Source organism: Paraburkholderia sp. MM5477-R1, from assembly GCF_050436385.1.
GTDB lineage: Bacteria > Pseudomonadota > Gammaproteobacteria > Burkholderiales > Burkholderiaceae > Paraburkholderia > Paraburkholderia tuberum.
This window is the reverse complement of sequence record NZ_JBNDMC010000005.1, coordinates 832,432-844,776: the sequence shown is the minus strand read 5'-3', so window position 1 is coordinate 844,776 and position 12,345 is coordinate 832,432. Positions and strand designations below refer to the sequence as shown.

At 65.0% G+C, this 12,345-nt stretch carries 7 protein-coding genes and 1 pseudogene; 3 read left to right on the top strand and 5 right to left on the bottom strand.

The features are described 5' to 3' along the window. The first annotated feature begins 9 nt into the window (after positions 1–9). Positions 10–2,703 carry an ATP-binding cassette domain-containing protein gene (locus OKW35_RS16230; protein WP_429552557.1) on the top strand — a complete coding sequence of 898 codons (2,694 nt, stop codon included), beginning with the start codon at positions 10–12 and terminating at the stop codon, positions 2,701–2,703. Positions 2,704–2,734: 31 nt separating this feature from the next. Here OKW35_RS16230 and OKW35_RS16225 read toward each other — a convergent pair whose 3' ends face one another. After that, positions 2,735–3,667, bottom strand: coding sequence for a glycosyltransferase family 2 protein (locus OKW35_RS16225; RefSeq protein ID WP_429552556.1), 933 nt, complete (start codon positions 3,665–3,667; stop codon positions 2,735–2,737). Positions 3,668–3,722: 55 nt separating this feature from the next. Continuing rightward, positions 3,723–4,430, bottom strand: coding sequence for a PIG-L deacetylase family protein (locus OKW35_RS16220; RefSeq protein ID WP_429552797.1), 708 nt, complete (start codon positions 4,428–4,430; stop codon positions 3,723–3,725). Positions 4,431–4,533: 103 nt separating this feature from the next. On the opposite strand from OKW35_RS16220, the pseudogene OKW35_RS16215 reads away from it, so the two are divergent. Further along, positions 4,534–4,929: pseudogene (locus tag OKW35_RS16215) on the top strand (phophatidylserine decarboxylase associated domain-containing protein); the annotation flags it as partial. A gap of 56 nt (positions 4,930–4,985) precedes the next feature. Here the strand turns inward: OKW35_RS16215 and OKW35_RS16210 are convergent. The 3 genes from OKW35_RS16210 to OKW35_RS16200 all read right to left on the bottom strand — a co-directional run bounded on the left by OKW35_RS16210 (position 4,986) and on the right by OKW35_RS16200 (position 11,595). Continuing rightward, a complete protein-coding gene (locus OKW35_RS16210; RefSeq protein WP_429552555.1) occupies positions 4,986–9,068 on the bottom strand; it encodes a CheR family methyltransferase in 4,083 nt (1,360 codons plus the stop codon). Positions 9,069–9,172: 104 nt separating this feature from the next. After that, positions 9,173–10,162: a chemotaxis protein CheB gene (locus tag OKW35_RS16205; RefSeq protein ID WP_429552554.1), complete on the bottom strand. Its 990-nt coding sequence runs from the start codon at positions 10,160–10,162 to the stop codon at positions 9,173–9,175. Between the two features lie 353 nt (positions 10,163–10,515). Beyond that, entirely contained in the window at positions 10,516–11,595 is a 1,080-nt protein-coding gene (locus tag OKW35_RS16200) for a glycosyltransferase family 4 protein (RefSeq protein ID WP_429552553.1), read from the bottom strand. Between the two features lie 142 nt (positions 11,596–11,737). Here OKW35_RS16200 and OKW35_RS16195 point away from each other — a divergent pair, with 142 nt between their 5' ends. After that, the gene (locus tag OKW35_RS16195) at positions 11,738–12,298 is read left to right on the top strand and encodes a hemerythrin domain-containing protein (protein ID WP_429552552.1); all 561 of its coding nucleotides are present in this window, start codon (positions 11,738–11,740) and stop codon (positions 12,296–12,298) included. Positions 12,299–12,345: the final 47 nt, after the last annotated feature.

The window sequence follows — 12,345 nt, the reverse complement described above, 5'->3', positions numbered from 1 at the left end:
CACGACCTCATGCCGAATTCCGCCCCGCCGCCTCGCTCCGAACTGACGCGCCGAATCGTCGGCGATCTCGCGCATGCGGTATGGCGTTATCGCTGGCAGACCAGCGGGGCGCTCGCGCTGATGATCGCCGCGCGGCTCGCGACTGTGCTGATGCCGCTCACGCTGAAGCACATCGTCGACGAACTGAGCCATCCGCTCGCGCAGGTGGCGTTTCCAGTGTTTCTCGTGCTCGCCTATGCGCTGCTACGATTTTTCGGCGACGCGCTGAACGAGGCGCGCGACGTCGTGTTCAGCATCGTCGTGCAACGCACGGTCGCGGCGCTGACCGAGCGGACCTTCGCGCATCTGCATCGGTTGAGCGCGCGCTTTCATGCGCGGCGCGAGACTGGCGCGATCGTGCGCGACGTGCAGAAAGGCGCCGACGGCATCGGCTTTCTGCTCGGCACCGCGCTGTTCACGATCGTGCCGACCTTCTTCGAGATCGCGGTGATCGTCGGGATCATGGTGCATAGCTATGCGCGCGAATTCATGCTCGCGATCGTCGTGACCTTCGTGCTGTATGCGGGCTATACGTTCGTGTTCACGCGGCGGCGCGTCGCATTCCAGCGCGCGGTCAATCTGCTCGAAGCGCAATCGGACGGGCGGCTCGTCGACAGTCTGCTGAACTACGACACGGTCAAATACTTCGCGACCGAAGAAAGCGAGACGCAACGGCTCGGCAACGTGCTGGAGAAGTGGGTGCACGCGCGCATCGCTAACCAGAACGCGTTGACCGCCTTGCACGTGGGACAGAGCGCGATGATCGCGCTCGGGGTAGCGGCGGTCATGTTGCTCGCCGCGCAGCACGTGGTGGCCGGCAGCATGAGCGTCGGCGATCTGATTCTGGTGAACGCCTACCTGATCCAGATCTGCATGCCGCTGAACACGCTCGGCTTCGTGTTTCGCGAGACCAACGACGCGCTCGTCAACGTCGAGCGCATGTTCGTGATTCTGGCGGCGCGCGGCCGCGTCGGCGAGGATATCGATGCGCGCGACGCGCAGCCGCTGAAGGTCGGCGCGGGGCTGATCGAGTTCGAACACGTCGATTTCGGCTACGACACGGCGCGGCAGGTGCTGCGCGATGTCGACTTTCACGCGTATCCGGGCAAGACGCTCGCGGTGGTCGGCGGCAGCGGCTCGGGCAAATCGACGCTCGTGAAGCTGCTGTTTCGCCTCTATCGGCCCGAGCGCGGCATGATCCGCATCGACGGGCAAGACATCAGCATGCTCACGCAGCGCAGTCTGCGCGAGGCCATCGGCATCGTGCCGCAGGACACCGTGCTGTTCAATGAAACGATCGCCTACAACATTGCCTATGGACGTCCGTCGGCGACGCGCGCGGACGTCGTGCGGGCGGCGCGGGCGGCGCAGCTCGACGAGTTCATCGAGCGCTTGCCCGACCATTACGACACGCGCGTCGGCGAGCGGGGCGTGCGGCTATCGGGCGGCGAGCGGCAGCGCATCGCGATTGCGCGCGCGATTCTGAAGGACCCGCGCATCATCGTGTTCGACGAGGCGACCTCGGCGCTCGACACGCGCTCCGAGCGCGCGATCCAGACCGAGCTGACGCGCCTCGCGCAAGGCCGCACGTCGATCGTGATCGCGCATCGACTTTCCACCGTCGTCGACGCGGACTGGATTCTGGTGATGGAGCACGGCCAGGTGGTCGAGCAGGGCACGCATCGGGAACTGCTCGCGCGCGAGGGCGTGTACGCGAAGATGTGGTCGCTGCAATGGCAGCAGGGCGAACTCGAACACGCGCAGCGCCGGCTGACCGCGCGATCGGTCAGCGTCAGCGCATTGACGGCGGGTGTGATCGATGCATTGCACGACGAGATCGCCGGGCAGCGCGTCGTCGTCTACGCGGAGCCGTCCGACCACGAGCTGCGGGTGACCGGCGATCCGAGCGTGCTGCAACCGTTGATCGCCGAGTTGTGCCGCAATGAGATCGCGCAGGCGAGCCCGGGGCAGCGCATCGCGTTGCGCGCACAGCGGCACGGCAATCATGTGTGGTTCAGCGTGCTCGGCATGGGCGACAAGCCGGCCGAGCTATCGCAGGCGGCGGCGCGGCAGATGGAAAGCGCGCTGGCGGCCGCGGGTGGCAGCTTCACGCTGACGCCGCTGAACGGGCGGCTCGCCTATGTGGCGATGCTGCCGCTGCGGCCGGTCGCGGATGCGCAACCGCCACTGGCGTCGGCGCCCACGGCGCCGGATTCGGCGGAGCCCGCTCCGCTCGATGGCCTGTTCGTGCTCGCGATCGACGACCAGGAAGAAGCGCGCGACGCACTCGATGCGGTGCTGAGCACGAGCGGCGCACGGGTACGGCTATGTGCAGCGGGCACCGAAGCGCTGGACTGGCTGCGCGCGACGGACCCGGCGCAATGGCCGCACGTGCTGCTCTGCGATCTGATGCTGGCCGGCGAAGATGGCTATGACGTGCTGAGCCGTTTGCGCGCACTGGAAGGCGGCCGACCGTCGATACGCGGCGGGCCACTGCCCGCGATCGCGCTGACCGGCTACGCGGACGCGCTCGACGAACAGCGTGCGCGCACCGCGGGTTTCGACGCGCACTTGCACAAGCCCGTGGCGCCCGCAGAACTGATCGCCGCGATCCGGCGGCTCGCGCAGGCGCCGTCGCGCACGGACACGGCGTTGCCGCGATAATGATGCGCGCGATTCAGGTCTGAGCGAGGTCTCAGGTCGGCGCGTCGAACTTGCCACCAACAGTCGTAGTTGCGGACGCGTCGAGATTGCGCTCGGCCGCGCGCACGCGGTCGCGCATCGCGAGGATCGACCGGGGGACCACCCGGCGTTCTCGCACGGTCCACGCCAGCCCGGCCAGCAATTCGGTGCCGTCGCGCATCAGCGTGCCTTCCCGCGCGAATACGTCGAGGGCGCGCACAGTCGCGCTCAACGCTTCGCCCAACGGTAGACGCAGCCACGCGACCCACGCGGCGTTGCGCGCGAGCATGCGACGGCGCAACGCGCTATCGCGCACCGGCGACGGATGGTGATGGAGCGTCAACTGCTCGCAGTAGACGATCGCATGTCCCGACGCGAGCACGTCGAGCGAAACGAGTGCTTCCTCACCGCCGATGAAAAGACGCGGCTCATAGCCGCCGATCTCGCGATACAGCGCCGCGCGAAACACGCACGCGCCCGCCATCAAGCCGATCAAGGAGGGCCCCGGGAGACCGACACGGCCGAGCGGGCTTGCGCGCATCAACGCACAGGTCGGATCGGTCGTGTTGTCCGCGCCGACCGCGACACGCGCATTCAGCACGCCGACGCGCGGCCATGCATCGAGCAATTGCACCGCGCGTTCGAGCGAGCCCGGGCCCCACCAGGTGTCGTCATCGCAGAACGCGACATAGTCGGTCTCGACGCACGCGACCGCGTGGTTGCGCCCTGCCGCGCCGAGATTGCCGTTGCATTCGACGACGCGAACGCTCGGATAGCGCGCTTCGACGAGTGCGACCGTGTTGTCGGTGGAACTGTTGTCGGCGACGATGATCGGCGGGTTTTCGGGTAACGCGAGCAGACGTTCCAGGGTGGTGAGCAATTCGCCCGCACGGTTATACGTGAGAACGACGACCGAAATACGCGGGTGGGGGGCTTTGGTTTGCATGCTGTGCAATCGCTTCGACGGTTGGACTGCGACGACGCAAACCTCGTGCCGTGCGTCACGCGTTTTGCGTAGATCGACTCGATTCGTCGCGGCCAAGCTGCCAATAGCGTTCGGACGAAAAAAGGCTTGCCTGTCCTTCGGGACCGAATGCGCGCAATTGGCTGCGATAGGCGTCGAGTGCCGCGCGCTTCATGCGCTCGTGTTGCGTAGTGCCGGGCACGTCCAACGCATGCGGTGTGTTGGCGGCATAGCCGCGTTTCGCGAGGTCGGACAGGCGCGCTTGCACGACGCCGGACATGCGCCGGTAGGGCACATCTTCATAGGCGATGAACGGAGTGGCTGGCTGACGCCGCATCAGAGCGAGACAGGCATTGGACACGAGAACGTGATCCGAATGGAACAGACCCAACGGCATGACGATCAGTGTGGGTTTTGTTTCGGAAACAGCGTGGTTCAACGCGGTGATCAGCCCGTCCGCATCAGGCGATGCGTGGTATTGCGCGTCGCGAAACAGCAGATGTACCGGAATCGCCGACAACAACCCCAGCGCCTCCCGGTCTTCCGCCTGACGCGCCCGCATCGCTTCGAACGCGTCGGCGAAACCGGCCGCGCGGTCCCACTCGGTCGTCATGTTCTCGGCGGGCGGCGCGGTGAAAACCGTGCAGACGACCGCGCCGGGATGCGCGGCGATCAGCAGTCCGCAGCTGAGGACCGCATCGTCGAGATGCGGTGAGATGACGAGCAAGCGCTGGTCCGATTCCATACCGGCGAGTAGCAAGCTGCATTCCGCCGGCGCGGTGCGCGAAGGGTCGGTGCGGGAATAGCACTTGCTCCCCTTGCGGTTCTACTACTACGCGAACGTGCGCGCACGGCGCCACGCACGCGCGCTGATCGAAGGCGATCCGGTGCTGCGCATGGATATGACGCGGGCCATCATTCAGGCGCAAGAGGCGGGCTACGTGCTCAGCTATGCATCGATCGACGAGCTGATGACGATCGTCGACTACCTGATGACCTACGCACCGCCGTTCAGCGAATCCGATGTGATTCACTGTCCGCTGAACGCGGTGCTCGACTAGCCGATGTGCATGCCGTCCGGCTACGCGCTGTTTCGCGACCCGGCGCTCAACGCGCAACTCAAGCACGTGCTGAACTGCTGGTGTGGCTTCCTGAGCGGCCCGCATTCACGCGCGCATTTAAATACGTCGTCGCCCGACGGCTGGTTCAGCCCTGAGGCCGACAAACGGATCGGCCTCGCACAACGCGTCGTCGTCGCAAAGCAACGGATAGATGCGTTGCGCCCCGTCAAGCCGCTAGTTCAGCCGCGCAGCCGCGCGAAAATACTCATCAGGTCTTCGAGAACCACCGGTTTTTTCAGGTGCGCGTCGAAGCCCGCGTGTTCGGCCGCGCTGACGTCCGCCTGCTGGCCGAAGCCGCTGACCGCGATACAGATCACGGACCTCATCGCCGGCATACCGCGCAGCTTGCCGATGAACTCCATACCATCCATGCCCGGCATGCCGATGTCGGACAGGATGATATCGGGCGCGTTGCCGTTGATGATCGTCAACGCTTCCTCGCCGCTCGTCGCGGTCCGCACTTCGGCGCCCTCGCTTTCCAGCAGCAGCTTGAAGGTTTCGACGGTCGCGGCGTCGTCGTCGACCATCAGGATGCGCGTGCCTTTCAACGGCTCGGCGGTGACTTCGATATCCGCGCTCGTGCGGGTGGCGAGCCGGTGGATGGGCAGGGTCACCGTGAAAGTCGCGCCGCGGCCGACGCCGTCCGACTCCGCACGCACCGCGCCGCCGTGCAGGTTGACCAGATCACGCACCAGCGCGAGGCCGATGCCGAGGCCCCCGCGGCGCAAGCCCGGATCGCGGCTCTGCTGGAACATCTCGAAGATATGCGGCAGCAGCGACGCCTCGATGCCGATGCCGGTATCGCTGACGCGCAGCACTGCCTCGGCGTGATCGTTGACCTGCAACGACACCTGAATCGAACCGCGCTGCGTGAACTTCAGCGCATTGCTGATCAGATTCCACACGATCTGCTCGATCCGCGTGAGGTCCGCGTGAATGATCACGGGCGCATCGGTGATGTCGACCCTCAACGCGACGCCGCGCTGCGCCGTATCGTCCTGCACCGCGCTGCACACGCGCTGCACGATCTCGCGCATGTCGACCACGGTGCGCACGACCGACAGCTTGCCCGTGCGCACGCGCGAAATGTCGAGCAGATCGTCGATGATTTGCGCCTGGCCCATCACGGTGCGGCGGATCGTATCGGTCGCGCGCGACACGTTCAGGTTCTGCCGCGTTTCCGGCGCGCGCGCGATCAGCTCGGCGCTGGCCGAAATCAGGTTCAGCGGATGCTTGAGCTCGTGCGACACGACCGCGAGAAATTCGTCGCGGCGCCGCTGCGCGTCGCGCTCGCTTGCCGCGCGCAGCGATTCGACATGGGTGCCGCGTCCCGAGGTCGGTTCATTCACATATTCGCCGAGATCGCGCGTGATCTGCGCAAAGCCGCTGATGCCCGGTTCGTCGAGACGGGACAGCACGCCGCTCGCGAAAAAGCGCGTGCCGTCCTTGCGCAAATGCCAGCGCTCCTCTTCGGCGCGGCCATTCAGACGCGCTTCGGCGAACTCGCGTTGCGCGACGTTGTCGGCGCGGTCCTCTTCGGTGTACAGGATGTCGGCGGACTGGCCGATCATATCGGCTTCCGTATAGCCGAAAATCCGTTCCGCGCCCGCGTTCCAGCTGTTGATCACGCCGTTGTCGTCGAACGTGATGATCGCGTAGTCGCGCGTGCTTTCCGCGACGATGCGCATGCGCCGCTCGCCTTCGCGCAGCCGGTCTTCCGCCTGACGCCGCCCGGTGATGTCGATGAACGACAGCACCGCGCCGTCGATGCGGTCTTCGGTCGTGCGGTAAGGCACGAAGCGCGCGAGATACCAGCGCCCGTCGTTGCTCTTCAGCTCGCGTTCGATCAGGCGCAACGAGTCGAATGCCTCGGCCGCGTCGTCGGCGAGCTTGTCGTATTCGAGGCGGTGCGTGATGTCGAGCAGCGAGCGGCCGATGTCCGACGGAATGATGCTGAAGACGTCGGTTGCGCGCGGCGTATAGCGCTTGATGCAGATGTTGCGGTCGACGAAGATCGTGCCGATGTCGTTCGCGGCGATCAGGTTGTGCAAGTCGTCGTTGATCTTGCCGGTTTCCTCGACCTTCGACTTCAGCTCCGCGTTGACCGTGGTCAACTCCTCGTTGATCGATTGCAGCTCTTCCTTGCTGGTTTCGAGTTCCTCGGTCGCCGAGCGCAGTTCCTCGTTGATCGCCTGCAATTCCTCGTTCGATGCCTTCAGCTCCTCGGTTGAGGTTTCCGACTGCTCGATCGTGGACTGCAACTGTTCCTTCGTGCGTTGCAGTTCCCGTTCGAGCTGACTGATGATCGGGTCTTTCTGCACGTCGGCCGGCGCCGTTTCGGCGTTCGCCACGCTGTCCTCGACCTCGTCGAACAGCACCAGCACGAAGTCCGCGTTCGCTTCCGGATCGTGCACGGGCCGCGCGGTCATGTTGACGAAGTACGACCGGCCATCGCGCTCGATGCGCACGCGGCGCGCTTCGACGCTGCGGTTCGTGTGCAAGGCCTGATAGATCGCGGTGCGCAGTTCCAGCCGCAGTTCCGGACGCACGACGGCCACGATGTTGTGCGACGGCTCGCCGCCGGAATACTGCAGAAAACGCCCGGCGCGATCGGACAGATGAACGATTTCGGATTCGCGGCTCACCAGCACGCTGGGCGGCGCATATTGCTCGACGAGCCGCTGATGCAGATCGCCGAACGAAAAGCGCCGGCGCCCCGGCGGCTGCACCGTGGTCACGACAGGCCGCGAGCTCATGGTGCCGGAAATCGCGATCGGCAGCGGCGTGTCACTGCGTACCGCCATGTTCGCGCGATAGATGCGGTTGCGCTTGTCGACCACGGTGAACATCGAGCTCACGCCGTCGGCCGACTCCGAGCTGCCGAGGAACAGCATGCCGCCGGGACGCAGCGCGAAGTGGAACATCTTCAGGATTTCGATCTGCGCTTCGCGGTCGAGGTAGATCAGCAGGTTGCGGCAGCAGATCATGTCGAGCCGCGAGAACGGCGGGTCGCTCAGCACGTTATGGTGGGCGAACAGCATGTGCTCGCGCAGCTCTTTCTTGATCCGGAAATGCGCGGCGTCCCTCGTGAAGAACTGGCGGATGCGCGCCGGCGTCAGGTCGGCGGAGATCGAGTCCGGGTACACACCGGCGCGCGCGAGGGAAATGGCGCGCTCGTCGATGTCGGTCGCGAATACCTGAAAAGACACGCCCTCGGGCGATTTCAGCGAGCGTTCCTGCAGCAGCATCGCCAGCGAATAGGCTTCTTCGCCCGTCGCGCAGCCCACCGACCACACGCGGATGCGGTCCTGTTCGCCGCGGCTTTCGAACAGGGGCGGCAATACTTCACGTTCGAGCACGTCGAACGCTTCCTTGTCGCGGAAGAAATTGGTGACGCTGATCAGCATGTCCTGCAACAGCGCCTGGGTTTCTTCAGGGTGCAGATGCAGATAATCGCGATACACCTGCAGGTCGGTAATGCCGTTGACTTGCAGCCGGCGTTCGATACGCCGCAGAACCGTAGCCCGTTTGTAATGTCGGAAATCGTGTGCGGTGCGGGTGCGCAGAATCACCATGATTTCGCGCAGCGCGCGCTCGGCCGACTCGTTGACCGTGTCTTCCTCGGGCTCGTCCGTCTCCGCGGCCGGCAGATGGATTTCCCGCGCGGTGGACCACAGATCGAGCAGCCGTTGCGGCATCTCGGCCGCGGTCATAACGAAGTCGGCCATGCCGGTCGCGATTGCGCTGCGCGGCATGCTGTCGTATTCGGCCTCGGAAGGGTCCTGCACGAGCGTGATGCCGCCCATTTCCTTGATGCGCGACAAGCCGACCGAGCCGTCCGAGCCCGCTCCCGACATCACGATGCCTATCGCGCGTTCGCGGTGCGCCTCGGCGAGCGTGCGGAAAAACAGATCGATGCTCGCGCGGCGTCCTTCCTCGGGCAGCTTCCGCGTGACGCGCAGGTAGCCGTCGACCATGATCATCTCGAACGAGGGCGCGACCAGATAGACGTGGTCCGATTCGATCGGCGTGGGGCCTGTGACCTGCTGCACGGACATGCTGGTGACTTTCTGCAGCAGTGAGGCCAGATTGCTTTCGTGATCCGGCAACAGGTGAACGACCACGACGAAGGCCATCGACGTGCGCGCGGGCAGCGCCTCGAAGAATTCCGTCAGCGCGTTAAGCCCCCCCGCCGATGCGCCGATACCGACGATCGGATAGAGTGCCTGGCTAGGCAGAGTTTGCCCTCGCTTCTTTGACATGGCTGCGTGTCCCTTCTTGGAAAGGATAGTGTTCAGCGGTGGATTTTTATAGGGCGACGAGCCCATTTCTTGCTGGCTCGGACGGCTATTATCCCGCATTGCACTCATTTTTCCATCAGCATCGACTGCAGCAGTTCGGCCGCGTGCCTCGCACGCAGCGCATTATCCTCCTCGCGCTGTTGGGCGGCGGTATCTCCGGTTTTGGCGAAATGGTCGCGCAACTCGCGGCTGAACATTTCGCGCTCGCGCAGCGCACGCAGCGCTTTGCGCAATGAGTCCTCGGCATCCGTCATGCGGCCGTCGCCGAGCGACGCGGCCGAATACGCATGACCGGTATGACAGCGATAACGCATCACCCGCGATCCGGTCATGCGCCACAGCGTGCCGTTGCATTCGGGGCATGTGAAAGTCGAGGGCGTCGCGAGTCCCCTGATTGCTTCGAATGCCGTGGTGCCGGCCAGCCACGCGTCCTGTTCGAGAACGATGCGATCGGTCGCCTCGCGCCGCGCACGGCCGTTTTTTCCCAGCGCGCCGGCGTTGCCGCCGGTCAGTTTTACCAAACATTGCCCCATTTGATCGAGCGGCAGCACGTGGTCGGCAAACGGCGATGCATGTCGCGGCATCTCGCTCGCGAACGCGTCGGCAGGGTCCTGGACGAGCGTCGCGCCGCCGCACGCCTGGATTGCTTCGAGGCCCGCGGTGCCGTCGTCGAGCAGGCCGGTCAGGATCACGCCGATCGCGCGTGGCCCTATCTGCGTGGCCGCAGTGCGAAAGAGGGGGTCGATCGCCGGGCGCGCGAAGTTCTCTTTCGCGCCGTGCAGAAGCCGCAGTAGCCCATCCTCGACGACGAGGTGCCGATCGGGCGGCGCCACGTAAATTCTGCCGGGCGCGTAATGTTCGCCATCCTGTGCGTGCTTGGCGGGTAGCGGTCCGGCCTGGTTCAGAAGCGCGGGCAGCATGCTGCCATGCGCGCCGATATGCAGCACGACGGCGATGCTGGCGGGCATATCGACGGGAAGCTGCGAGGCAAGCGAACGAAGCGCATCGACCCCTCCCGAGGACGTGCCGATTACGATGAAGTCGCGGTGGGTCAAGTGGGCTCCGGGACGTGGAAGCGGGGCGTGCAAGCGGACCTTTCCTGTTAGTCAAACAAACTAGCAAGCCATATGCCGTCGCTGCATTTTTTGGGGCGTTGCCGGTAAAAACGTTCTTTTGGCGACGGCGGTTTTCAGCCTCCGCCACAATCCAGGCACGCGGGCCGAAAGCGCCGCGCGAAGCTCGCACAATGCATATGACGAATGTCGTTCAAGATCAGCTGCCGCGCGAATCGACCCAGTTCGTGAATCTGGTCCGCAAGTGGACATCGCTGCGGCAGTGCTCGCGGTGATGCAGAGCCGGACGCCCCGCGAAGCCGAGGTGCGCCGCGCGGGCGGTCCGGTTAATGCAATTACACTGGCGCGGGCTGACTGCCCGTTGCTCGCGGGCGGCCGCTCGTGTCGTGCGCGAGCAGCGCGTCGTAGATCGTCAGATAGTCGTCGGTCATGCGCGCGGCCGTGAAGCGGCGCTCGAACGCGCGGCGGCACGCGCCGCGCTCGATGCTGTCGATGCGCGCAACCGCTTGCACGGCCTCGTCCATGTTATCGACGATCAGGCCGCTCACGCCGTCTTCGATCAATTCGGGCACCGCGCCGCGGCGAAACGCGATAGCCGGCGTGCCGCATGCCATCGCCTCGATCATCACCATGCCGAACGGCTCGTCCCATTCGATCGGCAGCAGCAACGCGCGCGCGTTCTCGATCAATTGTCGGCGCGCGAGGCCGCCGACTTCGCCAAGGTATTCGGTGAACGCGCCCGAGCGGCGCAAGAGCGGATCGATGCGTTCGCGGAAATAGTCGCGTTCGCCGGGATGAATCTTCGCGGCGATCTTCAATGGCAAGCCGCTGCGCCGGGCGATTTCGATTGCGAGATCGGGACGTTTTTCCGGCATCATGCGGCCGAGAAAAAGCAGGTAGGAACCGGCCATCGGTTGAAATTCGAACTGGTCGAGCGGCAGTCCGTGATGGACCGTGCCCTGCCAGTTCGCCCACGACACGGGCCGGCGCTGACTCGCGGAAATCGACACCACCGGCACGCGCGCGAATTCGCGAAACAGCGGGCCATGATCGTTCAGCAGCAGACGGCCGTGCAGCGTCGTCAGCGTACGGCACGGCAGGCGCTCGGCCCACGCGAAATGCAGCGGCTCGCCGTGAAAATGAACGATGTCGAAGCGGTCTGCGTCGCGAATCACGCGCGCGAGCTGCCTGATGTGATGGGTTTGCGTGTCCCACACGTTCGCGTCGCGCCAAAGACCGCGCGGGCAGATCGGCACGAGCCGCGCGGCGCTCTTCGAATCGGCGCTCGCATAGAGCGTCACGTCGTGGCCGCGCGCGACCAGCTCTTCGGTCAGATACGACACGACGCGTTCGGTGGCGCCGTACGCGAACGGCGGCACGCTTTCGTAAAGCGGAGCGATCTGGGCGATTCTCATCAGTCGTTGAAAAGAGGAAGGAGAGGTTAGCGCGCGACATGCCGCGCCGGACCACCAGCAGCAAGTGACGTACCGACGCGGGACCGTTGGCGCGGTATGGCGTTTGCTCGATGCGGGCACTTGACCGATTGAAGGAGCCGCCATGAACCGCGCAACGCGATCCGCTACCGACGACACGCAGCCCACCGCTCGACGCGAAACCGCGAGCACGCCCGATGCGCTCGCGCTGCTCGAGGCCGATCACCGCGCCGTGGAAAAGCTGTTCGACGCCTTCGGCAAATCGCGCGGCGACGAGCGCGACACGCTAGAAGCCAAAGCCGCGCTGACGCAGCGCGCGTGCGAAGAGCTGACGATGCACACGATCATCGAGGAAGAGCTGTTGTATCCGGCCGCGCAACAGGCGCTGCCCGACGACGACAAGCTCGATGTCGATGAAGCCTACGTCGAGCATTTTCTGGTGAAAACGCTGATCGCGAAGTTCGAGACGCTGAAGCCGGGCGACAAAGGCTTCGACGCGACGTTCAAGGTCATGTCCGAGCTCGTGCGGCATCACGTCGAGGAAGAGGAAGGCGAACTCTTTCCGGCCTTGCGGCGCACCGGCTGCGATCTCGCCGCGCTCGGTGAAAAGATCGCGGCGCGCAAGCAAACGCTGCAAGCCAGGCTGGATCAGGCGGGCAGTCGCGCGGTCGGTGACAAGACCTGATGGGAGTCTTGAATTTGCGCGCGGCGCTCGCACTGATTCGTTTAAGA

What these genes read in the sequence shown, in the direction of transcription:
- OKW35_RS16230 (WP_429552557.1), top strand. Translation starts at nt 10, where the DNA reads ATGCCGAATTCCGCCCCGCCGCCTCGCTCCGAACTGACGCGCCGAATC.
- OKW35_RS16200 (WP_429552553.1), bottom strand. Translation starts at nt 11,595, where the DNA reads ATGAGAATCGCCCAGATCGCTCCGCTTTACGAAAGCGTGCCGCCGTTC.
- OKW35_RS16210 (WP_429552555.1), bottom strand. Translation starts at nt 9,068, where the DNA reads ATGTCAAAGAAGCGAGGGCAAACTCTGCCTAGCCAGGCACTCTATCCG.
- OKW35_RS16225 (WP_429552556.1), bottom strand. Translation starts at nt 3,667, where the DNA reads ATGCAAACCAAAGCCCCCCACCCGCGTATTTCGGTCGTCGTTCTCACG.
- OKW35_RS16195 (WP_429552552.1), top strand. Translation starts at nt 11,738, where the DNA reads ATGAACCGCGCAACGCGATCCGCTACCGACGACACGCAGCCCACCGCT.
- OKW35_RS16220 (WP_429552797.1), bottom strand. Translation starts at nt 4,430, where the DNA reads ATGGAATCGGACCAGCGCTTGCTCGTCATCTCACCGCATCTCGACGAT.